This window comes from Hymenobacter baengnokdamensis (genome assembly GCF_008728635.1).
Lineage (GTDB): Bacteria > Bacteroidota > Bacteroidia > Cytophagales > Hymenobacteraceae > Hymenobacter > Hymenobacter baengnokdamensis.
In genome coordinates this window covers 4,223,144-4,249,581 of sequence record NZ_CP044285.1, presented here as the reverse complement: position 1 = coordinate 4,249,581, position 26,438 = coordinate 4,223,144, and the positions used below count along the sequence as shown (strand labels likewise).

The window sequence follows — 26,438 nt, the reverse complement described above, 5'->3', positions numbered from 1 at the left end:
AGGATTCAAATGGAAGCCTATTTGATTTACAACCAATCCACATTCTCTTTAAAATCCATCGGGTACATGTTGAGGTACTGCACGATGCGCGGGTAGCTGCCGCTGTTGGCGCTGCTGCCGTGGGGCAGGAAGTGGTGCCAGATAACCATGTCGCCGGCCTCGGCGGCAATGGGCTGGGCTAGCCCGGTCAGGTCGATGCTGCGCGGGTCGGTGCCGGCGGGCAAGTTGGTTAGCCACGATTCCAGTTGGCGGTGAAAGCCGGGTACGCAGCGGAAAGCTCCCTGGTGAGCCGGCGTATCGCAGAGGTAAATCAGGCCCTGGGTACCAAAGTGAAAGGGTGGTTGCAGGCTCATATCCCAGTGCAGCGGTGTGCCCTGATGGCGATAGCTAGCCGTTTCGGGTGGGTTGAAGCTAGTGCGGTCGGTGGTGGCCCAGAGGTCGGAAGTGCCCCAAAGCTGGGCAAAAGCCTTCTGGATGCGGAGCGACCGCCGATTAGCCAAAAGCGTGGGGTGATGGTAAAAATCCATCATCATACCCTGGCCGATGGGCTTCTCGTACCAGGAGGCGGCCTTGTGCGGGTGCATCGCCAGGGCTTCCCACACGGCTGCTTCCGTAGCCTGGGCCTGCTCCTTGGAGATGGCCTCGTGCAAAATGACGTAGCCTTGCTCTTGCCAGTGCTGCAGGTCGTCGGCACTCAGCACGTCGGGGCTGGCATCGAGGGCACGTAGCGGGGCTATAACGGCCTCATCGTAGGGCTGGCCGGTAAAAGCGCTGCGAAGCCGGCCGGCTTGCAAAGCTGTGAGTTGCCCACCGTTGCGGGCCAATACCCACTCTTCAAACTCGGCCAGCGAAGGGCCAGTTTGCATAAGGTAACGCAGGGCTTCCTGTAAAGGCAAGCCTAGCCCGTTCAGCAATAAGTTGTCGGCTCGCCAGCTTTGCTCGCTAGGGGTAGCAAGGACGCCAGTGCGCTTGGCCAGCGTCTGCTGCCAAAAGCGTTTCAGGTGCGGAATACCTAGCTGCCCCCAATCGGTTGGGTTAGTGCTTGCAAGCTGCTTTGGCATGATGGACATAGTTAAGAACGGAAAAATACAGCCAAGGCCCTAAAAAAGGCGCCTTCCGCAGTAGCAGAAGGCGCCTTTTTAGGGCAAAAGCAAAAGGTACTAGAAATTCCGCTCGCCCGTTTCGCGCTTGCCCAGCATCACCGAGCCCACCATCGCGGCCAGCAGCAGGATAGAAGCCAGCTCAAACGGCAGCGAATACTGCTTGAATAGTACCATGCCCAGCCGGTCGACCATACCAATCTGCGAGTCGAAAGTGGCCGCATCGTAGCCAGCAGGATGCACGTTGCGCAGCGCAGCTACCATTATCAGCAGCAGTGAGCCCCCAGCGATAGTAGCCGCTATTTTGGCCAGAGCCGGCTTGTGCGGCTCGGTATCCTCGTTTAGGTTCAGGAACATAATCACGAACAGGAACAGCACCATGATGGCGCCGGCGTACACGATGATGTTGACGACGGCCAGAAATTGCGCGTTCAGCAGCAGGTAGTGGGCCGAGAGCGTGAAGAACGTGAGGATGAGGAACAGCACGCTGTGCACCGGGTTTTTAGCCAGCAGCACACCCAGCGCGCTCAACAAGGCCACGAACGACAGAAAGAGAAAAAGGTACATAGGTAAGGGTCATGCTGAACCTGCGAAGCATCTTATCAGGCTCGCAACGCTCGGGTAGGTACTGGTTCTGAGGAAGGCAGCCGTGATAAGATGCTTCGTTACTCAGGATGACAGGCGAGAAAGTTACGCCGGCTGCATTTGCCCGCGTAACTTATCAGCCTGCTCGGGCGTGAGCTGAATGCCGCGTTTCGAGCGACTGTCCGGCGATACGGGCTCTACCAGGCGGTCCTTGCCGTAGATGAACTCGTCGCGCTCGTAGCGCGGCGGGGCCATTTTATCGGCTTGCAGGTAAATGGCGGCCTTCGGGCAAGCCTCTTCGCAGAGGCCGCAGAAGATGCAGCGCAGCATGTTGATTTCGTAGCTGACGGCGTACTTCTCCTCCCGGTAGAGGTTTTGCTCGCCCTTCTTCCGCTCGCCGGCTACCATCGTAATGGCTTCGGCGGGGCAGGCTACGGCACACAGGCCGCAGGCGGTGCAGCGCTCGCGGCCCTGCTCATCGCGCTTGAGCACGTGCAGGCCCCGGAAAACGGGCGAAAACGGGCGCGTTTCCTCGGGGTAGCGCACGGTAATCTGCTTCTTGGTGGCGGCCCGGTAAAAGTGCCGCATCGTAATGGTCAGGCCCTGAAAAATCGCCGGCAGATAAGCGCGCTCGGCGAGCGTCATCGGCTTCTTTTCCAGTTTCTTGGCGCGGTTGCTTAGCGATTGCATAGTAGATAGTCGGGAGCTTAAGCTGCTTGGAGCGGTGGTTTGGGGAGAACAATATTTTCCAGCACCCGAACGCGGCGGTCTAATTCATGAATTTCCTCCACCCGGTCGGCCAGACGCATTACGGATAAGCGCAATTCGCCAACCGCTGCGGTGTTCTTAATCAATTGATTTTCCAGGCGGTCGAGCCGCTCGTTGGTTTTATCGAGCCGCTCGTTATTATCCGTGCGCATGTGATGCACCTCGGCTAACAGCTCGGCCATGATTCCGATTAAGCGATTATCTTCTGCCATGATGCTACGAAGTTAGCTTACCACCACTGCTTGATTTCGGGGATGATGCCGGTAGTGATGAGGCCGCCCGTGAGCAGGATGTTGAAGATAGCCAGTGGGATAAGAATCGTCCAGCCCAGGCGCATCAGTTGGTCGTAGCGGAAGCGCGGCAGCGTCCAGCGCACCCACATAAAGAAGAAGATGAACGAGAAAATCTTGGCGAATACGCTGACCACGCCCAGGATGGCGATGATGTTCTGCGCTGCGTCAATAGAAAAGCCCCGCGACGAGTGCAGCCACTCGCGCAGCTCGTACTGGAAGGGGAAGTTGAAGCCTCCGAAATAGATAACGCTCATCACGGCCGAGGCTACGAATACGTTGACGTACTCGGCAAACAGGTAGAGGCCCATCTTCATCGAGCTGTACTCGGTGTGGTAGCCGGCTACCAGCTCGGTCTCGCACTCGGGCAGGTCGAAGGGCGTGCGGTTGGTTTCGGCAAAGGCGCAAACCAGGAAGATGATAAAGCCCAGCGGCTGCTTCACGATGTTCCAGAAGTGCCACTCGCCGGGGACTGACTGCTGCAGGGTGATGTCGCGCAGCGAGAGCGAGCCCGACATCATCAGCACCGCAATCAGGGCCAGGCCCATCGCCAGCTCGTAGCTGATGTTCTGCGAAGCCGCCCGGATGGCGCCCAGCAGCGAGAACTTGTTGTTGGAAGCCCAGCCGCCAATCATGACGCCGTACACGCCCAGCGACACGATGCCGAAGACGTAGAGCATTCCGACGTTAATCTCGATACCCTGCAAGTGCACCACCGTTTCGCCGAACTTGAGAAAGCTGCCGAACGGAATAACTGCCGATGACATCAGCGCCGTTATCATGGCCAGGCAGGGGCCGAAGATGAACAGGGCCTTGTTGGCGCCGCTGGGGAAAAACTCCTCTTTGGTAAACAGCTTCACGGCATCGGCCAGCGGCTGCGCGAGGCCGAACGGGCCGGCGCGGTCGGGGCCCACGCGGTCTTGCAGAAATGCGGCAATAACGCGCTCGGCGTAGGTGCAGTAGGTAGCAATCAGCAGCGAGATGCCGAAAACTACCAAAATAACGAGGCCTTGCCAGCCTAAAGATTCGAGAGGCATAAAATGCAGATTATTAGCTTAAAAAGAAGTGCCATTGGGGCCGCCCAGCTTCAGCGGCGGGTTTTGCTCCAGCTCGCGCACCGTGCTTTCGGGCAGGTCGGCGATAACCTGCGGATTGATAACTGGCAATTCATAGTGATTAGCCGATATGACCGACGAGCGGTCGATGTGCGCCGGGCCCTCAATCGTCCAGTCGGCCGTTTCCTTTTTCTCGAAGCGGCACTCGTTGCAAATCCACTCCTTCACCTCGCCGTACTCGTCCTTGCGAGCGGTTACGCGCAGCACATCCTTGCCTTTGTACCAAAGCGTGACGTGGCCGGTGCATTTCTCATGGCCGCAGTCGCGGTGGGCGTTGACCGGCTTGGTAAACCACACGCGCTGCTTGAAGCGGAAGGTTTTGTCGGTCAGCGCGCCTACCGGGCACACGTCGATAACGTTGCCGCTAAAATCGTTAGATATAGTATTTTCTATATATGTGCCGATTTCGGAAGCATCGCCCCGGCCCAGCACGCCGTGCACGCGGCCGTCGGTGAGCTGGTCGGCGGTGTACACGCAGCGGTAGCACAGGATGCAGCGCGTCATGTGCAGCTGCACGTAGGGGCCGATGTCGATTTTCTCAAACGTGCGGCGCTCTTCTTCGTAGCGGGTAGTGCTCACGCCGTGCTCGTAGGCAAAGTTTTGCAGGTCGCACTCGCCAGCCTGGTCGCACACCGGGCAATCGAGTGGGTGGTTGATGAGCAGCATTTCCACAATACCCTTGCGCACGTCCATTACCTGCTGGCTGGTCGTGTTTTCCACTACCATGCCATCCTGCACGGTTGTGATGCACGAAGCCACCAGCTTGGGCATAGGGCGCGGGTCTTTTGCCGAGCCGGCCGCTACGCGCACCAGGCAGGCGCGGCACTTGCCGCCGCTGCCTTTGAGGGGCGTGTAGTAGCACATGGCGGGCGGCACCACGCTACCCCCGATTTTGCGGGCTGCGTTGAGAATAGTGGTGCCATCGGGCACTTCCACCTCAATTCCGTCGAAGGTTATTTTAGCCATTATAGTCTTTAGAAACAAGTGCTTCTGTCATACTTCACTACGTTTAGCATGACGTTCTTTTAATTGAAGTTACGCCATGACCAGGTTGCCCCGGTACACGGCGCCGGGCTGGGTGGCCTCTTTCGGGTGCGTCACGTGCCACTCAAACTCGTCGCGGAAGTGGCGCACGGCAGCCGCCACCGGCCAGGCGGCGGCTTCGCCGAGCGGGCAGATGGTATTGCCCTCAATCTGCTTGGCCACGCTCACAACCAGGTCGATGTCGTGCATCGAGCCGTGGCCGTGCTCCAGGCGGTGCAACACTTTTTCGAGCCAGCCGGTGCCTTCGCGGCAGGGCGAGCACTGCCCGCAGCTTTCGTGGTGGTAGAAGCGCGAGAAATTCCAGGTGTTTTTCACGATGCACGTCGTCTCGTCCATCGCGATAAAGCCGCCCGAGCCGAGCATGGTGCCCGTCACGAAGCCGCCATCGCTGAGCGACTCGTAGGTCATGAGGCGGTTTTCACCGGCCGCCGTCTTGAGAATCAATTCCTTAGGCAGAATCGGCACCGACGAGCCGCCGGCTACCACGGCCTTCAGCTCGCGGCCTTTCCAGATACCGCCGCAGTATTCATCCGAATAGATAAATTCTTCCACCGGCACGCCCAGCTCAATCTCGTAGATGCCCGGCTTGTTGAGGTGACCGCAGGCCGAAATCAGCTTGGTGCCCGTGCTCTTGCCGATACCGATTTTGGCGTACTCGTCGCCGCCCATGTTCAGAATGGGCACCACGGCCGCAATGCTTTCCACGTTGTTGACCACCGTGGGGCGGGCATATAAGCCCTGCACGGCCGGAAACGGCGGCTTGTTGCGCGGATTGCCGCGCTTACCTTCCAATGATTCCAGCAAGGCCGTTTCCTCGCCGCAGATGTAGGCGCCGCCCCCTGGATGCACGTGCAAATCGAGCGAATAGCCCGAGCCCTGGATATTCTCGCCCAAAAAGCCGGCCGCGTACGCCTCGGCAATGGCTTTCTCCAGAATGCGCAGCACGTACAGCAATTCGCCGCGGATGTAGATGTAGCTGGTGCGCGCGCCCAGTGCGTAGCTGCCCGCAATCATGCCCTCGATGAGCAGGTGGGGCAGCTTCGACATCAGGTAGCGGTCCTTGAACGTGCCGGGCTCGCTCTCGTCGGCATTACAGACGAGGTAGCGCGGCACGCCCTCGGGCTTGGCCAGGAAGCTCCACTTCATACCGGTGGGGAAGCCCGCGCCGCCGCGCCCGCGCAGGCCCGACTTCTTTACTTCTTCCACTACTTCTTCGGGCGTCATTTTCAGCGCCTTTTCCACGGCGCGGTAGCCGCCGTGCTTGCGGTACACGGCAAAGGTTTCGATGCCCTCGACGTTGACGTGTTCGGTTAATAGCTTGCGGCCCATATTACTTGGTTTCTAGACGTTCAAGGCGGTTTTCGAGGTTGTCGAAGCGGCGACCAATGACTGTGATAGCGCTTTGCAGAGCAGATGTCAGTAACTCTCTATCGCGTTGGCCAGCTTCCTGCAACAACTGAAAGTTACGGTTAGCAATATCCTGTCTTCTATCAGCGCTTTCAGCAGCTTCTTTCGTTACAGTGGTCAATTGCTGAATGTTAGTTACTACCTGCACCAGAACTTCCTCGACACTGGCTAAACGGTTTTCTACAACGACCAAGTGGTTTTCAACACCCTTGAGCCGGTCGTTCATGCCGTGCATCTCAATCAAGATTTCAGCTACCACCAGCGGCAATTCTTTGTCCTGTTCGGCCATCTCGGTAATAAGTTAATTATTTGGCAATGAAGTCGGCAGGCCAGCTTCTTCCCAGGGCAGGATGGGCCGGTGCACCATATTCTTCAGCTCCGTGAGCATGGCATTCACATTCTCCTCCGTGTCGAGCGACTCGTAGTACTTCTCACGCACCTGCACCACGGGCGCGAAGCCGCAGGCCGCCAGGCACTCCACTTCTTTCAGGGTGAAATTACCGTCGGGGGAGGTTTCACCGCCGACTTTGGCGCCGGTGATACGCTCCAGCTGGGCCGTCAGCTCGTCGGAGCCGCGCAGCATGCAGGGGCCGGTGCGGCAAATTTCCAGCACGTGCTTACCAACCGGCTTGAGGTTGAACATGGTGTAAAAGGTGCTCACCTCGTACACCTCAATCGGGCGCAGGCCCAAAGTCTCGGCTACCAGGTCCTGTACCTCGGGGCTCACCCAGCCGCCAAACTCGGCCTGCGCGATGTGCAGCACCGGCAGCAGGGCCGACTTCTTGCGGTCGTCGGGGTAGTGCGTGAGCAGGCGCTTGATTTCGGCCTGGGCGGCCGGGGAGAACTGGGGTTTGGCGGTAGTAGCAGGAGTCATTCGGGTAGAGTATCAATAATAGCTTGCAGCTGTGAGCGCAGGGGAGGAATGTGGTTCTCAATGACATCCCATACCCGGGACTCGTCAAGGTCGTCATATTCATGAACTACCACGTGGCGCATCGCAATAATTGGCCGCCAGGGAATTTCGGGGTGCGCTGCTCGGAATTCCCGGCTCAGCTGATAAGCGGCTTCGCCAATAATTTCAACCAAACGCACGAAGGCTAAAAAAAGAAAATCGTTATCCGGTAATTGTTAGCCATTAAGTTTCTGATGCTCAAGAAGAAGCCGGTCGGCTGCATCGCGCATGTGTAGCAGGCGAGTTCTCTCGCTACGCGGCCCTTTCATACACTAGCTGCAAGTCAGGTTCAATTTCTTGTTTAAAACGCGATGAACGCTTGCTGGGAGCAATGACATCGACTTTCTTGCGAAGCAGCTCGGCTAAGTCTTCGTGCCAGATGAAGAAGTCCCAGCCAATGGAGATAGAATTATCCACATTTACCAGCAAGTCCACGTCGCTTGTCTCATCTGCTTCTCCCCGCGCATACGAGCCAAACAGCCACGCTTTCAGCACCGGCTTGGTGCGGAAGTAAGCGCGAATGATGTTCAGCTCTTGCTCCGTGAGATACATAGCAGTCAAGGGATTAAGCGTCCAGCTCGCCGGCAATCACGTTCATCGACGACAAAATCACGATGGCATCCGAGAGGCTCGTGCCCACTACCATCTCCGAATAGGCCTGGTAGTAGATAAAGCACGGCCGGCGAAAGTGCAGGCGGTAGGGCGTGCGCCCGCCGTCCGAAATCAGGTAAAAGCCCAGCTCGCCGTTGCCGCCCTCTACCGAGTGGTACACTTCGCCCACGGGCGCGTCGATTTCGCCCATGATGATTTTGAAGTGGTAAATCAGGGCCTCCATGTTCTTGTACACGGCCTGCTTGGGGGGCAGGTAGTAGTGCGGCGCATCGGCGTGGAACGGGCCGTCGGGCAGCTTGTCGAGCGCCTGATTGATGATGCGCAGGCTCTGCCAGATTTCCTCGTTGCGTACCAGAAAGCGGTCGTAGGTGTCGCCGTTGGTACCCACCGGAATATCAAACTCGAAATCCTCATACGAAGAGTACGGATTCATTACCCGCACGTCGTAATCGACGCCGGCGGCCCGCAGGTTGGGGCCGGTGAAGCCGTAGTTCAACGCCTTCTCTGCCGTAATCGGGCCCACGTTCACCACGCGGTCCATGAAGATGCGGTTGCGGTTGAACATGGCCTCAAACTCCTTCATTACGGCCGGAAACTCCTTCAGCCACTTGCGCAGCTTGTCGAGGGCTACCGGGGAGAAGTCGCGCTCCATACCGCCCACGCGGCCCATGTTGGTGGTGAGGCGCGAGCCGCAGACTTCCTCGTAAATCTCGTAAATCTTCTCGCGCTCCTGGAACACGTAGAGGAAGCCGGTAAAAGCCCCCGTATCCACGCCCAGGATAGAGTTGCAGATAAGGTGGTCGGCAATGCGCGCCAGCTCCATCATAATCACGCGCATGTACTGGGCGCGCTTGGGGACCGTAACGCCGAGCAGCTTCTCTACCGTCATGTGCCAGCCCATGTTGTTGATGGGCGACGAGCAGTAGTTCATGCGGTCGGTGAGCGGCGTAATCTGGTAGAATGGCCGGCGCTCGGCAATCTTCTCAAACGCCCGGTGGATGTAGCCGATGGTCGGCACGCCCGAGATGATGCGCTCGCCATCCATTTGCAGGATGTTCTGGAAAATGCCGTGCGTAGCCGGGTGCGTCGGCCCCAGGTTGAGGGTCGTCAGCTCCTGCGAGAAGTCGTTTAGGGTGGGCACGAGCTGGCCGCCCTGCTGCTCCTTCGCTTCCTCAATAATCTTGTGGGTGCCTGCCAGGGCGTCGTTTACTGCCATTTCGATTTTATGTCATCCTGAGCGCAGCGAAGGACCTTATCACGTCCGCGCCGCTGGGGTTACTAACTCTGCCGAGGGAGAACGTGATAAGATGCTTCCTTCGTCAGCATGACAGATAGGAGAGTTTAGCGACCAAAGAAGAGGTCGGTTTTGTCTTCGCGCGTACCGTCTTCGAGCGGATACTGCCGGCGCATGGGGTGGTAGTCCATGTCTTCCACATTCAGGATGCGGCGCAGGTTGGGGTGGCCGGTGAAGATAATGCCGAAAAAATCGTAGGCCTCGCGCTCCATCCAGTTGGCGGTGGCGTAGAGGTCAGTCAGCGTGGGCACCACGGGGTCGGCCAGCGGAAAGAAAATCTTGATGCGCAGCCGGATGTTGTGCACCAGGCTGTGCAGGTGGTAAATCATCCCCAGCTCCTGGTTCAGGTTTTCCGGGTAGTTGATGCCGCACATCGTGGTGAGGAAGTGAAACTTGAGGGTTTCATCCTGCTGCAAGCCGGCCACAATGTGGTGAATATGCTCGCGCTTGGTCGTCACCGTGAGCAGGCCGTAGGGCTCGTGCACGTCGGTGAAGGTGGCCTCGCCAAACAGGCTGTGCAGCAGCGCCAGCACCTGCGCGTTTTGCTTTGCGGCAGGGTCCTGGGCGACGGCGGTATCCTGCGCGGCAGTAGATTCTTCTTTGGTCGGGTCAGCCATTTCTGGACCTTATATAAGAACGCCATGCTGAGGTTGCCGGAGCAGCTCTACTATGCCGTTTGTGAATCGTTCAGCAAGCAGGGGAGCCTGCTAAGCTTGTTGAAGCAGGCTCCCCTGCTTTGAATTATTTAATGTTATAAGAAGCGAGCAGGGCCTGGTATTCGGGCGAATTGCGGCGGCGCAGGCTTTCGTTCTTGGCCAGGTCCTGCACGCGCATCAGGCCATCGAGCACCTGCTCGGGGCGGGGCGGGCAGCCGGGGATATATACATCGACCGGGATGATGCGGTCGATGCCCTGCAGCACCGAGTAGCTGTCAAAAATGCCGCCCGAGCAGGCGCAGGCACCCATGGCCAGCACCCAGCGGGGCTCGGCCATCTGCTCGTACACCTGCTTCACGATGGGCGCCATCTTCTTGGCAATGGTGCCCATTACCATCAGCAGGTCGGCCTGCCGGGGCGAGAAGCTGGGGCGCTCGGAGCCAAAGCGCGAGATGTCGTAGTGCGCGCCCATGGTAGCCATAAACTCGATGCCGCAGCATGAAGTAGCAAAGGGTAGGGGCCACAGGGAGTTGGCACGGGCAATGCCCACCACTTTTTCGAGGGAAGTAGCAAAGAAACCAGCGCCTTCAATACCCTCGGGGGCCGGCACGGTTTTGATTTCAGGAACGCGGGTATCCATGATAGAAAGGTCGGGTTAGGCAGCCTGCGCGGCTTCGGCGGGCTGCTTTACCAACACCGGTTTTGCAACGAAAGTTTGGCTCGGAACAGCCTCGTTCCAGCGCAGAATCCCCTTTTTAATAACGTAGCCGAAGCCGGCCATGAGCAGCGTCATGAAGATAATCATCTCCACAAAGCCAGCCGTGCCGAGCTGACGGAAATTCACGGCCCAGGGGTACATGAAAATCACTTCGACGTCGAACAGGACGAACAATATAGCCGTAAGAAAATATTTGACTGAGATGGGCGTGCGGGCGTTGCCCACGCTCTCAATGCCGCACTCAAAGGCGGCATCCTTCACACGGCTGTGGCGATTGGGCCCCACGAGGTGCGACACCACCATGGCGAAGGTTACGAAAGCCACAGCCAGCCCAAACTGCACGAGTATGGGTAGGTAGTCGCTGGGCTGATAAGAAGAATTTAGGGCAAGAAGCATACAGGTCAGCTAGTTAGGTAGCGGGCGCACTGGTGCGGACAAGCAAAGGTACACTTGCGCCGGGTTGGGCGAAAGCGAAAAGTGGCCCGCTACTACTTAGCGTGGGGTTTCAGTGGGCTGCGCAGGCGCAGGAGCGGACCCCGACCCGTCGAATGACTGGCCGTTCATAGCCCCGTCGAGGTTGCCGCCGTTGAAGTAATTCTCGGTAAAAATGCGATACCGGTCGAAGATGGAGCGCACCGAGCGCACCAGCACGTACTCGCCCCGCAGACCCTCGGGCACGGTCACGCCCGAGGCGTAGCCATTCCAGATGGCGTTGTCCGTCTTGGTATCAATTAGGGTTACCATGAGCGTACCATCGAGCATGAGCAGGCGGGTGCGCTGGTAGCCGTGGCGCTGCTCTTCGGGAGTTTGCTCGTCTTCCGCATCGTTGTTTTTTACCCAGCGGGTGATGTCTTCCTGCACAAAGCCGGGAAAGTGCATATCGCCCTCAAATAATTTGTAGCTCACCATCAAATCGGGGTTGCGCTTCGAAAAGCGGTAGCCTTGCAGACGCATGCGCTGCCGAATGGCATCGCGCAATGACTCGCTGAGACGGGTGCTGTCGGCGGCGAGGCCATTGCCGCTCAAAAAACCATAGGTGCGGTAGTGGCGAAAGCGCCCCCGGTAGCTGTAGCTCGATTCGATGCGGGCATCACGGGAGGTAAGGCAGCTGGCAAGCAAGCCCAGGCTTAACAGGCAGATAAGCTGGAGAGTAGCAGTAAATCTCATGGCAATAGGGTAAGGAATTCGTTGAATTCTCTAAGCTACGTAGGGAAATTTACTTTCCGGCTAGTGTTCAGCTTATTAACGGCCAGGAGTTGTTGCGGCAGGCGCGAATTACTCGAAAATTCATTGTCCGGCTCCGCAGCAGCTTGCCGGAAGGTCAGCTTTAGCAGTAGCCCGCCGTTTGGAGCTGAAATAGCTCCGCGTACTGGCCGTTCTTGGCCCGCAGCTCTTCGTGCGAGCCAATTTCCTGAGCGCGGCCGTGCTCAGCTACCAGGATGCGGCTTGGGTCGGGCCTCGCGCATGTAGGCGCGGTTCAGGGTGATTTTCGCCACTCGCCGCCGTTAGTATCTTTGGCTATTATGGGACACGCCGAAACGCAGCGCCGCTATACAGCCGAGGAGTATTTTGCTTTAGAAGAAGCCAGCGACGTGCGTCACGAGTTTTTCGAGGGCGAAGTTTTTGCGATGGCGGGCGAAAGCAAAGTGCACAACCTTATCACTGGTAACCTTTACCTGGGTCTGCGCCTGGCGCTACGCGGGCGAGGCTGCCAGGTATTTATGGAAAACGTGCAGCTGACCGTCCGGCAGGAGCAGCAGTACGTGTACCCCGACGTGCAGGTAACGTGCAGCCCGCAGGATGCGCAACAAACGCGCCGGGTAGAATCGCCGGTGCTGCTAGCAGAGGTGCTGTCTCCCTCTACCGCGTACTATGACCGGGGACACAAATTCAAAAAATACAAAACCCTACCTTCTTTGCAGCACTATCTGCTCGTGGCCCAAAACCGCTGGCTGGTAGAGTGGTACCGGCGCACTGCCAGCAACGAATGGACGCATACCGTGCTCACCGAGCCCGCGGAGGAGATTGTAGTACCGGAGCTGAATTTTCGCCTGACTCTGGCGCAAGTGTACGAAGACACGGAGGTGGCCCCGTTGCGCCCCCATTTTCCCGACCCGGCCGACGATGTGGAGTAGCTATACGTGCTCGGCGCATGTGGCTTACGGGCTGGCCGAAGCCGACAATTGAGAGCAAGGGGGCAGCTATTAGAATAACGGTCTCGGGCTTTGCGTTCGGGCCAGTTTCGGAGCACAATGCTTCAAATTATTGCTAAAGTTTAATAGAAGCACAATGCTTAAAATTTGCACATCGGCCCGCCTGACGCAAAATCCGTGTTAGCAGCTGCCTTTATTGTCTTGTCCATTTAACGTTTCTGTCGTCCACAAATCCCGTGACACCAAGTCTTGTATTAAAAGTAAAATTCCTAATTCCTTTTTCAACATTCAGTCCTGAGTAGTCAGCCTTGTCACTATCAAAGTAATAAGGAAGCTGTTTAGGAAGTCTTAAAATTTAACATTGACCTTCATGCTGAGCTTGTCGAAGCATCTCCACCGCTTCAACCAAACTGCTCAACGAAGCGGTAGAGATGCTTCGACAAGCTCAGCAGGACGCTCTGACGACTTTCTAAACAGCTTCTTTGCTAATCCACCGCTACCGGTACCCTGCGGCCTGTAAGGCAAACAGTTCGGCGTAGCATCCATCCTTCGCCAGCAATTCTTCGTGTGAGCCGATTTCCTGCACGCGGCCGTGCTCGATAACCAGGATGCGGTCGGCCATGCGCACGGTGCTGAAGCGGTGGGAGATGAGCACGGCGGTTTTGCCCTTAGTCAACTCAGCAAAGCGCAGAAATACCTCGTGCTCGGCGCGGGCGTCGAGGGCGGCGGTGGGCTCGTCGAGGATGAGCAGCTGGGCGTCGCGCATGTAGGCGCGGCCCAGCGCGATTTTCTGCCACTCGCCGCCACTTAGGTCCACGCCGCCGTTGAAGCGGCGGCCAATCATCTGGTCGTAGCCCTGCGGCAGCTTGGCAATAACCGTGTCGGCCAGGCTCTGCTGGGCCGCCTGCTCAATGCGCGGCTGGTTCTGGCGCTCGTCGATGCGGCCCACGGCCAGGTTCTGGCCGGCGGGCAGCTGGAAGCGCACAAAATCCTGGAAGATGACGCCGATTTCCTGGCGCAGCTCGGCGGGGTCATACTCGCGCAGGTCGTGGCCGTCGAGCAGAATGCGCCCTTCGCTGGGGTCGTAGAGGCGGGCCAGCAGCTTGACGAGCGTGGTTTTGCCGGCCCCGTTTTCGCCCACGAGCGCCAGCTTTTCGCCGGCCCGCAGCTCGAAGCTAAGGTGGCGCAGGGCCCATTTTTCGGCGTTTTTATACCTAAAGCCGACATCCTCAAACGTAAATCCCTGCCGGATGGGGCGCGGGAAGGCCCGCACTGCCTGCCCCAGCCGGGGCCGCACGATGCGCGGCTCGATTTGAAAAAAGTCGAAGAAGTCCTGTAAGTATAGGGCGCCGTCGGCCACCTGGCTGAAGCGGCTCAGAATGCCTTCGAGCAGGCTGCGCAGCCGGGCAAACGAGCCCGCCAGAAACGTAAGCTGGCCGATGGAAATCGCGCCGCTCACGGTTTGCCTGATAATGTAGAGGTAAGCGCCATAATAGCCGGCTGCCCCGATAGCCGCGAACACCGTGCCCCAGCCGGCGCGGCGCAGGGCCAGGGTTTTGTTTTCGCGGTAAAACTGGTCGGAAAGGGTGGAGAAGCGGTTTATAAGGAAATCGGACAAGCCGAATATCTTCACTTCCTTGGCCGTTTCGTCGCTGGCGCCGGTCTGGCGCAGGTAGTCGAGCTCGCGGCGCTCGGGCGTCCAGGAGTGCGAAAGCGAGTAGCTGCGCTCGTTGAAGTGGCTTTCGCCCAAAAAGGCGGGCACCACGGCCAGCAGCAGCAGGCCCAGCAGCCAGGGCTGAAACGCCACGAGGCCACCGGCCAGCAGCACCAGGGTCACAGCATCCTGGCCCTGGGCCAGCACCTGGCTCATGAGCACCGAGCGCGAGAGCGTCTGGCGGCGGGCGCGCTCCAGCTTGTCGTAAAAATTGCTGTCTTCGAACTGGTCGAGGTCCAGCTCGGCGGCGTGGCGCATGAGGCGCACCGAGCTGGCATTGGCAAACAAGTCACCGAGCAGCGAGTCGAGCAGCGCCACGGCGCGGCCCAGCGCATCGGTGAGCAGCACCAGCCCGAATTCCAGGGCTACCAGGCCAAAGACCGGCGACACTACCCGGCTGGCCGCTGGAAGCTTGGTCAGCTGCACGATATCATCGAGAATAAGCCGGCCGATGTACAGCATGGCCAGCGGCAAGGCGGCTCTACATAGTCTTAACGCTATGTTTCCCAGGGTCAGGCCTGCCGAGGTTTGCCAGATGAGCTGAAGAAAAGCCGGCAGGTGGCGCAGCGCCGATACCCGCTCGCGCACGCTCACGGCCGGCTTCTCGGGGCCGCGCCCGGAGCCGGGGTTTTTAGCAGAAATAGTTTTGAAAAAGGACGTTAGCCAGCTCATAGACCGCTATCCTGACACATTTGGGGCCGCAGTGGGCGAGTGGCCGTTTTGGCAGGGGATAACAGGTAATGAGTAATGGGTAATCAGTAATGAGTAATGCTGGCCAAAGCCAGAACGATAGTAGCCACTACCCATTACCCATTATTCATTACCCAATCGCCCCGACCTTTGCTGCACTTATGCTTGGTTCGTATTCGCGGGGCTTCTGGCTGATGTGCCTGTCGTCGTTTCTGTTTTTTCTGTCTTTCAACCTGCTATTGCCCGAACTGCCCGAGCACCTCAGCCAGCTGGGCGGCGGCGAGTACAAAGGGTTTATCATTGCGCTGTTTACGCTGACGGCCGCTATTTCGCGGCCGTTTTCGGGCAAACTGGCTGATACCGTGGGGCGGATTCCGGTGATGGTATTCGGCTCGCTGGTGTGCTTTCTGTGCGGCTTTGCCTACCCGTGGGCGCTCACGGTGAGCAGCTTTTTGCTGCTGCGGCTGCTGCACGGCTTCAGCACCGGCTTCAAGCCCACGGGCACGGCCGCGTTTGTGGCCGACATTGTGCCCACCGAAAAGCGCGGCGAGGCCATGGGCCTGCTCGGCGTAACGGGCAGCCTGGGCATGGCCGCCGGGCCGGCCTTTGGCTCGTGGGTGGCCGAGACGTTCTCCCTCAACACCATGTTTTACTGCTCCAGCGCGGCGGCGCTGCTCTCCGTATTGGTGCAGGGCACCCTCACCGAAACGCTGCCGAAGGCCCAGCGGCAGCGTTTCAACTTTTCCTTATTAAAGCTGAAGCTCGATGAGATTCTGGAGCCCCGCGTGCTGGCCCCGGCGCTCACCACGCTGCTGTGCTTGTTTCCATATGGCGCGGTGCTCACCGTGATACCCGACCAGAGCCGGCTGCTGGGCTTGCAAGGACCAACAAAGGGTTTGTTCTATATATTCTATACCATTGCGTCGCTTGCCGTGCGCCTGGTGGCGGGCAAGGCCAGCGATACCCACGGGCGGGTACCGGTGCTGCGCTGGTCGGCCGCCATCCTGGCGTTGGGGCTGGCGGTACTGGTGTGGTCGCCGTCGGTACCGGTATTTTTGCTCGGAGCCGTCATATTTGGAGTGGGTACGGGGCTGAACTCGCCCACGCTCTACGCCTGGACGATAGACCTGAGCCACCCCGAGCGGCGCGGCCGGGGCGTGGCGACCATGTACATTGCCCTCGAAGTCGGCATTGGCCTCGGGGCCCTGGCCGCCGGCTGGATTTTCGACAACCAGCCCGGCCGCCTGCCCTGGGTGCATGGCCTGAGCCTGGCGTGCGTGCTCGTCGCTATTGCCTACCTGCTGCTGGGCGTGCAGGCCACGCAAGCCGGCCCGGCCGGCCACCAGGTACTCGCCGATGAAGCTATGGCCGTAGCCGGGCCCGAAGAGATTGTGTGATTTTTGTGAGGGAGAGTTGGTAAATAAGTAGTAAGTACTTACATTTATCCGGTAGAGGCAGGCTATATAATATTCTTGCCAACTAGCTGCATCTCTTCTTTCTATGATAAAAAGACTACTCGCCTCATTTCCACTAGCGGTCAGCGCTTTGGCACTCCTAACTGCTGCCAGCGCGCAGGCGCAAAAGGCGCCCGTGAAAGTGGTAGAAATAAAATTCGGCAAACCCGAGCCGGCCGATTTCGATGCCAAAAGCTTTGTGGCCGATAGCGCCGCGCCCGCCGTGGTGCTCTACGACTACGGGGCTACCCGGTTCCGGCTGAACGGCAGCAGCTTTCAGCTGGAGTCGGACCGGGTTACCCGCATCAAGATTTTGAAGAAGTCGGGCTACAACGTGGCCACGGTAGAGGTGCCCTTGTACCACCGCGACCGCTCCGAAGAAAAGCTAGTGGGCCTGCGCGGGTTTACGTACAACGAGGTCGGCGGCAAGGTGGAAAAGGTGAAGCTCGAAATTGCCAAAGCTTTTACCGAGGAGCGCACCAAAAACATCCGGGTACGCAAGTTTACGCTCCCCAACGTGCGCGAAGGGGCGATTATCGAATATGCTTATACTGTAACGTCGGACTTCCTGTTCAACTTTCAGGACTGGTCTTTTCAGCGCGAGATACCTACCCGCTGGAGCGAGTTTCAGGCGGTAATTCCGGAGTATTTCGACTATAAAATGCTCATGCAGGGCTACGAGCCGCTGGTGCTACAAACGCGGGAAGATTCGCAGATGCAGTATAACCTGCATACCGAGGCGAGCCTTGACCCAGGTGCGGCGGGCGGCCGCGTTGCCTCTGACAATGAGCTGATTGTTGCCAAAGGTACTTCGTACCATTGGGCCATGCAGAACGTGCCCGCCCTGCGCGATGAGCCTTACATGACTACCATGCGCGATTACGTGGCCCGCATCAACTTCGAGCTGGCCGGCGAGCGCATGCCTGGCCAGGGCTATCATAACGTGGCCGGCAACTGGGAGAAAATTAATATGGACCTGCTCAGCAACGACGAGTTTGGTGGGCAGCTCGGGCACGTGGGCTTCCTGGAAGCGGCGCTGAAACCCCTCGCAGCCCAGTACCCCGACCCGGCGGCCCGCGCTGCGGCCGTGCGTGAGCTGGTGCTCAAAAGCGTGAAGTATGATGGCACCAACGGCTACTCGGCCAGTGGCCCGCTCAAGCGCAGCTACGAGCTGCACCGGGGCACCGCCGCCGATGTAAATCTGCTGCTGATTGCCGCGCTGCGTCAGGCGGGGCTGGCCGTCGAGCCCGTCATCCTGAGTACCCGCGGGCATGGTCGGGTTAATCAAAACTTCCCCTTGCTCGAGCAATTCAACTACGTAGTGGGCCTGTTGCCGCTGGCTGATAACCAGGAGCTGCTGCTGGATGCTACTGAGCCGCTGCTGCCCTGCGGCGTGCTCCCCACGCGCTGCCTCAACCAGACCGGCCGGCTGGTGACCAAAGGGGTTGCTGGCCGCTGGGTAAACCTGGCTCCGGCGCAGCGCCATAGTCATTATCAGGATATTAAGCTTACCCTCGACGAGCAGGGCAACCTCACCGGCAAGGTGCATGAAGAGCACGGGGGCTACTCAGGAGCCGCCGCCCGCGAAAAGCTTCAGCAGCTGGGTGAGAAAAAATATGTGAGCGAGCTGGCCAGTCAGCATCCGAGCTGGGAATTTCCAACCTACGCTTTCGGTGAGGTAGGAGAAGTGACTAAGCCGCTGGCGCTCAACTACGAGCTGCGCCAGCCCGCCAGCTCCAGCGGTAAAGCCAGTGAGCTTTATATCAGTCCGCTGGCTTCGTTTGGGGAAGGCCGCAACCCATTCAGCCACGCGGAGCGCACCTACCCGGTTGATTTTGGTGCTTCCAGCCTCGACGTTATTACCCTGACCCTGACCTTACCGCCGGGCTACACGGCCGAGCTGCCCAAGCCCGCTACTATTGCCCTGCCCGCTCAGGGCGGCCGTTACGTGTACATGGCCAGCAGCCCCACACCGGGCACGGTGCAGCTTACCAGCCGGCTCACGCTCGATAAGCCTATTTATGGGGCCGAGGAGTACGCCTCGCTACGCGAGTTCTACCGGCTGGCGCTGGCCAAGCAGGCCGAAGCGCTGGTTATTAAAAAAGGCAGCTAGCATAATAGGCTGCCGCATGGTAGTTCTCAGCCAGTAGTAGAGCGGAGTGACATTCCGCTCTACTACTGATAGTGCTATGCACGGACTATGGGTTAATGTTGATTAGTTTTTATTTTCGATGTAACTATATATTCCTCAGAGCTAGCCAGCCGCCAGTACTTTCTCTCGGGGTAAACAACTACTGCCAAGCCTTCTTTAACATATGGTACTACCTGTTTTCGCCTCGTTGGTTCTGCTCAGCACCCCGGTACCTAAGTACCCGGTAGCGGCTATTGCGCCGGCCCTGCGCGCGAATGCGCACGCCGTAGTCCGGTCCTACGACAAAGTAGTGGTCGTAAAGTCGGCTAGTCAGCTCGTAGAAACGGTGCATAAAGTGGTGACGGTATTAACCGAGGCCGGTAGCGACGACTATGGCCGGCTGGTAGTAGGCTATGATGCGCTCAACCACATTGGCTATCTGCGCGGGGCAGTATATGATGCACAGGGAGTATTACTGCATCAGCTGCGTGCGTCCGAAGTACACGACCAGGGTGAGGGCAGTGCCGATGGCAGCTTCATGACCGATTTGCGCGTGCGCTACGCCGACCTGCGCCAGCCTGCCACGCCTTACACAGTAGAGTTTGAGTACGAAGTGGTTTCGGAAAACACGCTGTTTTATCCCAGCTGGCAGCCTCAGGACGATGAAAACGTGGCGCTGGAAGGAGCCACTTTGCAGGTAACCACGCCTACCGCGCTGCCATTGCGATTTGAGGAGCAGCTGCTGCCCGCCGGTGCCGCTACGGCCCCCGTAGTGACGGGCGCCCAGACTACCTACCACTGGCAGCTGCCTGCGGCCGCCGCAATGGAAGCCGAGCCGCTTTCGCCCCCCCTTGCCGAGCAGCTGCCCGCCGTACGCCTGGCCCCGGCCACCTTCGAGGTGCAGGGCCACGCCGGCTCGCTGGCCTCCTGGCAAAGCCTGGGGTTGTGGACCTATCAGCTGGGCCAGGGCCGCGATGTGCTGCCGCCGGCCCTTACTGCCAAAATGGCTCAGCTGCTAGTTACCCAGCCCGACCCGCGCGAGCGGGCCCGTAAAGTCTACGAGTTTTTGCAGGGCTCTACCCGCTATATCTCCGTGCAGCTGGGGCTGGGCGGCTGGCAGACTGCCCCGGCCAGCAGCGTAGCCTCGGGGGGCTACGGCGATTGTAAAGCGTTGAGTAACTATACCTGCGCCCTGCTAAAAGCGGCGGGCCTGCCTGCCTACGTGGCGCTGGTAGGCGCTGGTAGCGACCACGCCGATGTGCGGGCCAGCTTCCCGAGCAGCCAGTTCAACCACGTGATTTTGTGTATGCCGCTGCCGGCTCGCGGCAGCACGCCCGCCGATACGGTTTGGCTGGAGTGCACCAGCCAGACAAAGGAGTTTGGCTACATGGGCTCTTTTACGGGCAACCGGCACGCGCTCCTGCTCACGCCCGAAGGCGGCCGGCTGGTGGCTACGCCGCGCTACGGTGCCCAGGCGAATCGCCAGCAGCGCCGTACCGACCTCTGGCTTGATGCCAACGGTGATGCGAAGGCAACCGTGCATACTAGGCGGGTTGGGCTGGCGCAGGATATTTATGCGCAGCTGCTGCACGAGGCCGACCCCGATGAGCAAAAGAAGTACGTGTCAGGTAGGTTGAATTTAAGCCATTTTTCCATTACCAGTCTGCGGCTGGCCGCCGCCCCCCTGGCCACGCCCCAGGCCCTGCCCAGCGTGGTAGAAACGCTTGGTCTCGACCTGCCCGGTGCGGGCACCGCTGCCGGCCGCCGCCTGCTGCTGGCTCCCAATCTGCTGGGCCGGCTGGCCGCACTGCCCCCGCAGGTGGGGCCGCGGCAGTCGCCGCTGGCCTTGCCGCTCGCCAGCCTCCACCAGGATACCGTGCGGCTACACCTGCCGACAGGTTTCCGGGCCGAGAATCTGCCCGCGCCTACGCAGCTATCTTCTGCCTACGGCACCTATTCGAGCTCGTGCACGGCTCTGCCCGATGGCACTCTGCAATACGTGCGGCAGTTTGAAACCCGTCGGCCCAGCGGGGCCACGCTGCCGCCGGATAAGTATTCCGACTATCAGGATTTTCGCCGCAAAATCAGCCAGGCCGATAAGGCCCAGGTAGTTCTGGTTAAAACCGATGCCTGATAGCGTATAGCAAATTCGCAATGGGTCTTGTGCCGAGCCGCTTCCACTTAAAAGCGGTAACGTAGCTGGCCCGTTACCTCGGAGCGCACGGTCCCCTTTATTTCTTCCAGCCCCGAGCCGATGGTAGCTTGGTGGCGGTAGCGGGTTTCGGCATATCGCAGCCATAAGCTAACATGCTTGTTGAAGGCAACCTGGCCGAGTAGATAGGCGCGCGTACCCTGCCCGTAAAGCGCCGGTACCGATACGGCATACAGCACATCCTGCTCAAAGGCGTACTGCCGCGTATCGTAGTCATCGGTATCAAACACGGCGTAGCGGGCGGCCAGCGATACCCGGTGCGGCAGCTGCAGCGAGGCATCCTGGCTTAGTACGTAGCCACGCCGCCAGGGCAAGCCCGCATCGGCTTGCAGGTAGCTGGCTTGCAGGCGGGTGCGCAGGCCCAGCCGGGCCGTGGGCTGCACCTCGCAATACAGCAGCAGCGCGTGGCGCAGCTGCTCGCCGGGCAGCGGCACCGGCCGCCCCATGAGGCTGGCCGACAGGTCGAGCGGCTTTAGCCGACCGCGGTACTGGGCGTAAAGCAGGCTGGTTTTGGAAGGGGTGAAGGCTACCCGCAGCAGCGCATCCTGGCCCTGGCTGGGTGCAGCTACCCGGTAGCGCAGCCACGGAAACCGAAACTGGTCGAAATAAGCCGAGATTTCCCAGCGCGCCCAGGGCCGCAGCTTCAACCCCACATACAGGCCCGTTTCGTTGCTGTTGCGGGTGCTTTCGCTCAGGGCGTTGCCATAAAAAGTATGAAAATCGACCCCGTACTGCCGAACCAGCACCGCCGCATCCACCGCCGGACCAAGGCTGGCGAGCACGCCATTTACCGAGCCGAGCCCGCCCCCGGCGCTGCATCCGCTTTCGCCAAACAGCAGCAGGTTGCGCCAGCCATAGCTGTAATGTAGCCCAAATACTATATTCCGCTGGCCGCTGAACTCATAGCGATTGTAGGGCTGCGGGCGCTTTAGCAGCGCGGTACCGTAGTGGGTGCCAACGGCGGTAAAGCCCAGCGCCAGGTTACCATCGGTACTCAAGTAGCCGAGGTGCCCGCCGGCTATGGTTTCACGCTGCCGCTGGCGGTTGGCCAGCTCGGTAGCCGTGCGGTGCAGCCCCGTTAAGAGCAGACTACTGCTGAACTCGTCGAATTGCGCCAGCGAATCGGCGCTCTGCCCGGCCGTAGCGTCAATATTCTTGTGGGAGGCAAATGCCGTCGCTTCCCAGCGCGGAGCCAGCTGGTAAGTAGCCGCGGCGCCCCGAAAAAACGTGTTTTCGAGCAGCGCGGCGTAGGGCCGCACCCCCAGCGAGGGCCGGCGCAGCGAGGTTATCGTTTCGGCACCTTTGCCCGCCGCCAGCCCCGACGACAGCAGAAGCCCCTGGCCAAATTGCAGCTGATAATCGCCCAGCGCCAGCGTTTTGAGTCGGCCCTGGTCGTAGAGCACAAAGTGGGCCGATAGGAAATCGGGCCCGTACTGGCGCTGGGCTGGCTGCCAGGTCAGGCGCTCGCCCGCATCTTTCTTGGCGGCAAAGCCCAGGCTGAAATCATGGGCATGGCTCACGCGGTAGCGCAGCACCAGCGCATCGGGCGAGCCAAGGTAGCGCTGGGTCGGCCGCCCCTGAAAGCTGTCGGCCGGCGAGTAGCCTTTGCGCTGCTGCAGCACGCGCTCGTAGCGCAGCAGCGCAGCATTATTCTCTTCATTTTTAATGCGTTGCCACAATGGTCCGCGGGCCGAGTTGGCGCTGGAGCCCTGCACGGTTACGAAGGGTGCGACGCGCTCAATGCTAGCCAGGTTCCATTCCGGCACGGCCTGCAGCTCATACACGCTCAGCAGCGGGCCGGTAAGCTGGCGGTGTTTTAAGAGTGCCGCCACCTGCTTTTCGCTCAGCAATGGCAGTGCCCGCAGCTCTTCGGGGCTGGCGGTGTTGAGGTTGAGCGGCGACTGGTAGTAGAGCAGCAGCGTGCCGTACAGGTCTTCGTACGGAATCTGGTCCGATTGAATTTCCGCAAAAAGCTCCTGGGCAAGTCGGTCGAAGTCGGGGGACAGGCGCGGAAAATCCTGTGCAGCAGTCCGTTGGGGCAGCAGCCCGGCAAAAAGCAGGCTTGAGAAAGCATAAATCAGAAATCGGAAAACCGACGCTTCGCCCCGCCTCATCGCCTTATGGTTTTTCATTTCCGGGTTCACCCGGCCCCCAGTGCCAGCTCAGGCTGAAATAATGGCTCAGGCCCAGGGCTGCCTGCCAGCCCGCCGCGTAGTCAAACCAGAAGCTGCCGGCCCGGATGCCCACGCCGGCCATGGTTTGCTGGCTGCCGCTGGTGTAGCCCAGGCGCACGGCTACGGCTTCAGCGGGCAGGTATTCGAGGCCGGCCTTCATGCCGGCCGGGCGCTCCACATCTTTTTCGGCTTCGGCCAGTAGCAGCACCTGCTTGCTGGGGCGGTAGGCCAGGCCGGCCCGCAGCACGGTCGGCACGCGCTCGTCCTGGTAGTCGGCCAGCCGGGCCTGCGTCAGGTTATACAGATAAACACCCAGCGTGAGGCGCCGGGGCAGTAGCTCGGCCTGCCCGCCCAGCGAAGCAGCCAGCGTGCGGCGGCTGCCCAGGTCCTGAAAGCTCACTTGCAGCGCGTCGAGCCGCCCTCCCACGCTTACCGTGCCCAGCCGGTAGCCATACGCTATGCCTACTTTGATTTCATTATATAGAATTCCGCCAAAGCGTTGCGCTTCGAAGCCCAGCACGCCGCGCCCGGCGCGGGCGGGTAGGGCAGCGGTGGCCGGCTCAATTTCGCCCAGCGGCAGGGCCAGCGCTACGGCCGTGGCGTTAAGGCTCGGCAGGAGGTAGCGGTTTTCCAGGTATACGCCCACGACAGGCTTGGTAAGGCCAGCCAGACCAGCCGCGTTGTTGGCCGCCGCCCATACCTCGCCGCTAAGCGGGGAGGACGCATTGCCCAGCGCCTGCACACGGGCTCCGTGGCCGGCCGGGCCATTACCCTGGCCGAATAGCACAAAAGGAAGCAAAAAAAAGCTGAGCAGTAATGCGGGTAAAGCGTGTTTCAAAGGGTTAGCTGTAAGATATAAGCATATCCGTTAATTGGGAGTCAAATTTATGAAATATAAATGAATTTTCTTCTGCAGCCCGGTATTTTCCGGCTTGCTAACCGATAGCTGCTGAACTTTGCGCAGCTATCTGGGTTTCTATCGACTATGCTTCGCCGTGTGCTGCTGCTGCTTGTGCGCTTTTACCAGCTGTTTATCTCGCCGCTTACGCCACCGAGCTGCCGCTACACGCCTACCTGCTCGGCCTATGCAGTCGAGGCCATTGGCCGATACGGGGCCTGGCGGGGGGGCGGCTGGCGCTGCGTCGCATTGGCCGCTGCCATCCGTGGGGCGGAGCGGGCTATGACCCGGTGCCCTAGCATGAAGAGGTAATGCGGGCTCAGCCTTGCGGGCGGGTTTTCCGTACAAGCGGGCCATATGCTGTATATCCCACTACTTATTCGCCCGCTGCTGGCGGTTGTGCTGCTGACCTCAGCCTGCTCGGGGGCTACGACCGACCAGCCAGCCAGCGGCCAGCCGCAGCGCATTACTCAGGCTGCCCCGCAGGGTAAAAAAGGCAAAAAAGGCTCGCACAAAAAATACAAGCCCGACCAGCCGCTGCCGGCTGGCCTGCGCCACGTGGGCCGCCTCACCGACGATATTCTGGAAAGCTCGGGCCTGTGCCCGGCGCCGGAGGCCGGTACGTATTACACGTTCGGCGACGACGGGGAGCCGCCCGTTTTGTTTCGGGTCGATGCCCAGGGCCAGCAGCTGGATAAGCTCACTATTGCTGCCCCCAACAACGACTGGGAAAGCCTGAGCCGTGACCCCAGCGGCAACTACTACATCGGCGACTGTGGCAACAACAACTCCGACCGCCAGAACCTGGTTATTCTGCGCTTTCGGCCCAACAGCCCCAGCCAGGTCGGTAAAATCAACTTCAAGTACCCCGACCAGACGGCTTTTCCTCCCAGCAAGCCGGAGCGCAACTTCGACTGCGAAGCTAGCCTCTGGCACGACGGCCAGGTGTATTTATTTACCAAAGACCGGGGCCAGCAAAGCACCTGTAAAGTATATACCGTGCCCGAAACGCCCGGTACCTACACCGCCAAGCTCATCACCAAGCTCGCCATTCCGGGCGAAGTAACCGACGCCACGCTCAGCCCCAACGGCCACCGGCTGGTGCTGCTGGCCCGCCAGGAGCTGTTTATTCTGGATGGCAACTCGTGGGACGAAATCCTGAAAGCTACTCCCCGGCACATCAGCCTGCAAGGGGCCGGCCAAACCGAAGGAGCTGCCTTTAAGGATGCGAATACCCTGCTTATCACCACTGAGCAGGGCGACGTGTATGAGCTGAGCTTATAATATAGTTAATTATTAATATTCACTAAAGAAGGAATCCTTTAAGTTTTCGACTGTTAGGCGAGGAAGCGGGCACAACCGCCTAAAAAAGGCCGCCGCACAAGTGTGCAGCGGCCTTTTTTGCTAACTAGAAATACGGCTGCGCGCTTATAGCTTGGCGGCAGTGGCCTGGGCGGCAGCTTCTTCCGCGGCCAGGTCGCGGGGGGCGTAGCCGTAGGGATTTTTCGGGTCTTTGCCGGCGCGCAGCAGCACCCATAAGCCAATCAGGATAAACGGGATGCTCAGCAGCTGCCCGATGTTGAGGTGGTAGTGCGCGATAATGTCGCCTTCCTGTGCTACCTGGTTTTCCTTCAGGTATTCGACCAGCAGGCGGAACGTGAAGAGCAGCACCACAAACAGCCCAAAGAGCAGGCCACGCGGCGTGCGCTCTTTATACTTGTTCCACAGCCCATAAAGCAGCACCAGCAGCACGATGCAAAACAGCGACTCGTAAATTTGGGTGGGGTGGCGCGGCACGGCCATTTCCATCGTGGGGGTAGGCGTGGTGCCGGCCGGCAGCATCTCGGTGTGTTCCTCGCCATCGGGCTGGCGGCTGCGCTGCACCAGCACGGCCCCGGCGGGCAGCGGCGTTACGGGCGCCTGCAGGTGCTCGGTATCGCGTGGGAATACAAAGGCCCAGGGCGCATCGGTCGGCTTGCCCACAATCTCCGAGTTCATGAGGTTGCCCAGGCGGATGCACGCTCCGCCGATTGCTACCACAATCACGATGCGGTCGAGCACCCAGAGGTAATCAAATTTATTGCGAATACTGAATATAAAGACGGCCAGCAGAATGCCAATGGTGGCGCCGTGCGAAGCCAGCCCGCCGTGCCAGATTTTGAGAATCTCCCACGGATGCTCGCGGTACGAAGGCCAGTCGTAGAAGAAAACGTGGCCCAGTCGTGCGCCTAACACGGTGCCCACCACCATATAAAACGTGATGACATCGACCCAGTACGGCCGGACGCCCTCTTCTTTGTAGATGTGCGTAAGCACAAACGAGCCAATAATGAAGCCAGTGGCAAACAGCACCCCGTACCAGCGCAGCAGCAGCGGGCCTAAGTGGGCAATAATCGGGTCGGCGTTCCAGGTAATGTAGGCGAGCAAGCTAGTCATGCCGGCAAAGGTAGGGTGCGAAGTAGCGTGGACTC

Annotated in this window: 24 protein-coding genes and 2 pseudogenes; 6 read left to right on the top strand and 20 right to left on the bottom strand. The window is 59.5% G+C overall.

From position 1 onward, the window contains the following. Window positions 1-26: 26 nt before the first annotated feature. From F6X24_RS18095 to F6X24_RS18020, 16 genes and pseudogenes are all read right to left on the bottom strand, one after another. Window positions 27-1,070 (bottom strand): phytanoyl-CoA dioxygenase family protein, encoded by a 1,044-nt coding sequence (locus tag F6X24_RS18095; RefSeq protein WP_151089328.1) that lies wholly within the window; start codon window positions 1,068-1,070, stop codon window positions 27-29. A gap of 90 nt (window positions 1,071-1,160) precedes the next feature. Beyond that, window positions 1,161-1,667 (bottom strand): NADH-quinone oxidoreductase subunit J family protein, encoded by a 507-nt coding sequence (locus F6X24_RS18090; protein ID WP_151089327.1) that lies wholly within the window; start codon window positions 1,665-1,667, stop codon window positions 1,161-1,163. A gap of 123 nt (window positions 1,668-1,790) precedes the next feature. After that, window positions 1,791-2,375, bottom strand: a complete 585-nt coding sequence (locus F6X24_RS18085) for a NuoI/complex I 23 kDa subunit family protein (RefSeq protein WP_151089326.1) — start codon at window positions 2,373-2,375, stop codon at window positions 1,791-1,793. A 17-nt stretch (window positions 2,376-2,392) separates the two neighbouring features. Continuing rightward, window positions 2,393-2,665 (bottom strand): hypothetical protein, encoded by a 273-nt coding sequence (locus F6X24_RS18080; protein ID WP_151089325.1) that lies wholly within the window; start codon window positions 2,663-2,665, stop codon window positions 2,393-2,395. Between the two features lie 17 nt (window positions 2,666-2,682). Further along, window positions 2,683-3,780, bottom strand: coding sequence for an NADH-quinone oxidoreductase subunit NuoH (gene nuoH, locus F6X24_RS18075; RefSeq protein WP_151089324.1), 1,098 nt, complete (start codon window positions 3,778-3,780; stop codon window positions 2,683-2,685). A gap of 18 nt (window positions 3,781-3,798) precedes the next feature. Continuing rightward, a complete protein-coding gene (locus F6X24_RS18070; RefSeq protein ID WP_151089323.1) occupies window positions 3,799-4,824 on the bottom strand; it encodes a 2Fe-2S iron-sulfur cluster-binding protein in 1,026 nt (341 codons plus the stop codon). A gap of 69 nt (window positions 4,825-4,893) precedes the next feature. Then, on the bottom strand, window positions 4,894-6,231 hold the full coding sequence (gene nuoF / locus F6X24_RS18065; RefSeq protein WP_151089322.1) for an NADH-quinone oxidoreductase subunit NuoF: 1,338 nt from the start codon (window positions 6,229-6,231) through the stop codon (window positions 4,894-4,896). Between the two features lies 1 nt (window position 6,232). Then, complete coding sequence (locus F6X24_RS18060; protein WP_151089321.1) at window positions 6,233-6,598, bottom strand: hypothetical protein; 366 nt, start codon at window positions 6,596-6,598, stop codon at window positions 6,233-6,235. Window positions 6,599-6,610: 12 nt separating this feature from the next. Next, entirely contained in the window at window positions 6,611-7,183 is a 573-nt protein-coding gene (locus F6X24_RS18055; RefSeq protein ID WP_151089320.1) for an NADH-quinone oxidoreductase subunit NuoE family protein, read from the bottom strand. Beyond that, complete coding sequence (locus tag F6X24_RS18050; protein WP_151089319.1) at window positions 7,180-7,401, bottom strand: HepT-like ribonuclease domain-containing protein; 222 nt, start codon at window positions 7,399-7,401, stop codon at window positions 7,180-7,182. Before F6X24_RS18050 ends, F6X24_RS18055 begins: the two co-directional genes overlap by 4 nt. A 112-nt stretch (window positions 7,402-7,513) precedes the next feature. Next, window positions 7,514-7,813, bottom strand: a complete 300-nt coding sequence (locus F6X24_RS18045) for a nucleotidyltransferase family protein (protein ID WP_229725530.1) — start codon at window positions 7,811-7,813, stop codon at window positions 7,514-7,516. 13 nt (window positions 7,814-7,826) lie between these two features. Continuing rightward, window positions 7,827-9,089, bottom strand: a complete 1,263-nt coding sequence (nuoD, locus tag F6X24_RS18040; protein ID WP_151089317.1) for an NADH dehydrogenase (quinone) subunit D — start codon at window positions 9,087-9,089, stop codon at window positions 7,827-7,829. Window positions 9,090-9,214: 125 nt separating this feature from the next. Then, the gene (locus F6X24_RS18035) at window positions 9,215-9,784 is read right to left on the bottom strand and encodes an NADH-quinone oxidoreductase subunit C (RefSeq protein WP_151089316.1); all 570 of its coding nucleotides are present in this window, start codon (window positions 9,782-9,784) and stop codon (window positions 9,215-9,217) included. A 124-nt stretch (window positions 9,785-9,908) separates the two neighbouring features. Continuing rightward, a complete protein-coding gene (locus tag F6X24_RS18030) occupies window positions 9,909-10,463 on the bottom strand; it encodes an NADH-quinone oxidoreductase subunit B (protein WP_151089315.1) in 555 nt (184 codons plus the stop codon). A 96-nt stretch (window positions 10,464-10,559) separates the two neighbouring features. Beyond that, window positions 10,560-10,937, bottom strand: a pseudogene (locus F6X24_RS18025) (NADH-quinone oxidoreductase subunit A); the annotation flags it as partial. 96 nt (window positions 10,938-11,033) lie between these two features. Further along, on the bottom strand, window positions 11,034-11,708 hold the full coding sequence (locus F6X24_RS18020) for a DUF4136 domain-containing protein (RefSeq protein WP_151089313.1): 675 nt from the start codon (window positions 11,706-11,708) through the stop codon (window positions 11,034-11,036). Window positions 11,709-12,064: 356 nt separating this feature from the next. On the opposite strand from F6X24_RS18020, the gene F6X24_RS18010 reads away from it, so the two are divergent. Beyond that, window positions 12,065-12,676, top strand: a complete 612-nt coding sequence (locus tag F6X24_RS18010) for a Uma2 family endonuclease (protein WP_151089312.1) — start codon at window positions 12,065-12,067, stop codon at window positions 12,674-12,676. A 514-nt stretch (window positions 12,677-13,190) separates the two neighbouring features. On the opposite strand, the gene F6X24_RS18005 is transcribed toward F6X24_RS18010, so the two are convergent. Then, on the bottom strand, window positions 13,191-15,080 hold the full coding sequence (locus F6X24_RS18005) for an ABC transporter ATP-binding protein (protein WP_151089311.1): 1,890 nt from the start codon (window positions 15,078-15,080) through the stop codon (window positions 13,191-13,193). Between the two features lie 179 nt (window positions 15,081-15,259). On the opposite strand from F6X24_RS18005, the gene F6X24_RS18000 reads away from it, so the two are divergent. The 3 genes from F6X24_RS18000 (at window position 15,260) to F6X24_RS17990 (ending at window position 20,817) form a co-directional block, all read left to right on the top strand. Beyond that, on the top strand, window positions 15,260-16,495 hold the full coding sequence (locus F6X24_RS18000; protein ID WP_151089310.1) for an MFS transporter: 1,236 nt from the start codon (window positions 15,260-15,262) through the stop codon (window positions 16,493-16,495). 148 nt (window positions 16,496-16,643) lie between these two features. After that, window positions 16,644-18,665 (top strand): DUF3857 domain-containing protein, encoded by a 2,022-nt coding sequence (locus tag F6X24_RS17995; protein ID WP_191906383.1) that lies wholly within the window; start codon window positions 16,644-16,646, stop codon window positions 18,663-18,665. 202 nt (window positions 18,666-18,867) lie between these two features. Then, entirely contained in the window at window positions 18,868-20,817 is a 1,950-nt protein-coding gene (locus F6X24_RS17990; protein WP_151089308.1) for a DUF3857 domain-containing transglutaminase family protein, read from the top strand. A 47-nt stretch (window positions 20,818-20,864) separates the two neighbouring features. Here F6X24_RS17990 and F6X24_RS17985 read toward each other — a convergent pair whose 3' ends face one another. Both F6X24_RS17985 and F6X24_RS17980 read right to left on the bottom strand, forming a co-directional pair. Beyond that, window positions 20,865-23,027 (bottom strand): ComEA family DNA-binding protein, encoded by a 2,163-nt coding sequence (locus F6X24_RS17985; protein ID WP_229725220.1) that lies wholly within the window; start codon window positions 23,025-23,027, stop codon window positions 20,865-20,867. Further along, window positions 23,014-23,868: a PorV/PorQ family protein gene (locus F6X24_RS17980; protein WP_191906382.1), complete on the bottom strand. Its 855-nt coding sequence runs from the start codon at window positions 23,866-23,868 to the stop codon at window positions 23,014-23,016. The genes F6X24_RS17985 and F6X24_RS17980 overlap by 14 nt, the downstream gene beginning before the upstream one ends. Before the next feature lie 186 nt (window positions 23,869-24,054). Between F6X24_RS17980 and yidD the strand changes: the two are divergent. Both yidD and F6X24_RS17970 read left to right on the top strand, forming a co-directional pair. Next, a pseudogene (yidD, locus tag F6X24_RS17975) lies at window positions 24,055-24,266 on the top strand (membrane protein insertion efficiency factor YidD). A gap of 58 nt (window positions 24,267-24,324) precedes the next feature. Further along, on the top strand, window positions 24,325-25,251 hold the full coding sequence (locus F6X24_RS17970) for a hypothetical protein (protein WP_151089306.1): 927 nt from the start codon (window positions 24,325-24,327) through the stop codon (window positions 25,249-25,251). Between the two features lie 144 nt (window positions 25,252-25,395). Here F6X24_RS17970 and lgt read toward each other — a convergent pair whose 3' ends face one another. Then, a complete protein-coding gene (lgt, locus tag F6X24_RS17965; protein WP_151089305.1) occupies window positions 25,396-26,403 on the bottom strand; it encodes a prolipoprotein diacylglyceryl transferase in 1,008 nt (335 codons plus the stop codon). Between the last annotated feature and the right edge of the window lie 35 nt (window positions 26,404-26,438).

Coding starts and splice junctions, on each gene's coding strand:
- nuoD (WP_151089317.1), bottom strand. CDS start 9,089: ATGGCAGTAAACGACGCCCTGGCAGGCACCCACAAGATTATTGAGGAA.
- F6X24_RS17990 (WP_151089308.1), top strand. CDS start 18,868: ATGGTACTACCTGTTTTCGCCTCGTTGGTTCTGCTCAGCACCCCGGTA.
- F6X24_RS18035 (WP_151089316.1), bottom strand. CDS start 9,784: ATGGCTGACCCGACCAAAGAAGAATCTACTGCCGCGCAGGATACCGCC.
- F6X24_RS18060 (WP_151089321.1), bottom strand. CDS start 6,598: ATGGCCGAACAGGACAAAGAATTGCCGCTGGTGGTAGCTGAAATCTTG.
- F6X24_RS18090 (WP_151089327.1), bottom strand. CDS start 1,667: ATGTACCTTTTTCTCTTTCTGTCGTTCGTGGCCTTGTTGAGCGCGCTG.
- F6X24_RS18070 (WP_151089323.1), bottom strand. CDS start 4,824: ATGGCTAAAATAACCTTCGACGGAATTGAGGTGGAAGTGCCCGATGGC.
- F6X24_RS18080 (WP_151089325.1), bottom strand. CDS start 2,665: ATGGCAGAAGATAATCGCTTAATCGGAATCATGGCCGAGCTGTTAGCC.
- nuoH (WP_151089324.1), bottom strand. CDS start 3,780: ATGCCTCTCGAATCTTTAGGCTGGCAAGGCCTCGTTATTTTGGTAGTT.
- F6X24_RS18055 (WP_151089320.1), bottom strand. CDS start 7,183: ATGACTCCTGCTACTACCGCCAAACCCCAGTTCTCCCCGGCCGCCCAG.
- F6X24_RS18000 (WP_151089310.1), top strand. CDS start 15,260: ATGCTTGGTTCGTATTCGCGGGGCTTCTGGCTGATGTGCCTGTCGTCG.
- F6X24_RS18095 (WP_151089328.1), bottom strand. CDS start 1,070: ATGTCCATCATGCCAAAGCAGCTTGCAAGCACTAACCCAACCGATTGG.
- lgt (WP_151089305.1), bottom strand. CDS start 26,403: ATGACTAGCTTGCTCGCCTACATTACCTGGAACGCCGACCCGATTATT.
- F6X24_RS18085 (WP_151089326.1), bottom strand. CDS start 2,375: ATGCAATCGCTAAGCAACCGCGCCAAGAAACTGGAAAAGAAGCCGATG.
- F6X24_RS17985 (WP_229725220.1), bottom strand. CDS start 23,027: ATGAAAAACCATAAGGCGATGAGGCGGGGCGAAGCGTCGGTTTTCCGA.
- nuoF (WP_151089322.1), bottom strand. CDS start 6,231: ATGGGCCGCAAGCTATTAACCGAACACGTCAACGTCGAGGGCATCGAA.
- F6X24_RS18010 (WP_151089312.1), top strand. CDS start 12,065: ATGGGACACGCCGAAACGCAGCGCCGCTATACAGCCGAGGAGTATTTT.
- F6X24_RS18005 (WP_151089311.1), bottom strand. CDS start 15,080: ATGAGCTGGCTAACGTCCTTTTTCAAAACTATTTCTGCTAAAAACCCC.
- F6X24_RS17970 (WP_151089306.1), top strand. CDS start 24,325: ATGCTGTATATCCCACTACTTATTCGCCCGCTGCTGGCGGTTGTGCTG.
- F6X24_RS18030 (WP_151089315.1), bottom strand. CDS start 10,463: ATGGATACCCGCGTTCCTGAAATCAAAACCGTGCCGGCCCCCGAGGGT.
- F6X24_RS18045 (WP_229725530.1), bottom strand. CDS start 7,813: ATGTATCTCACGGAGCAAGAGCTGAACATCATTCGCGCTTACTTCCGC.
- F6X24_RS18020 (WP_151089313.1), bottom strand. CDS start 11,708: ATGAGATTTACTGCTACTCTCCAGCTTATCTGCCTGTTAAGCCTGGGC.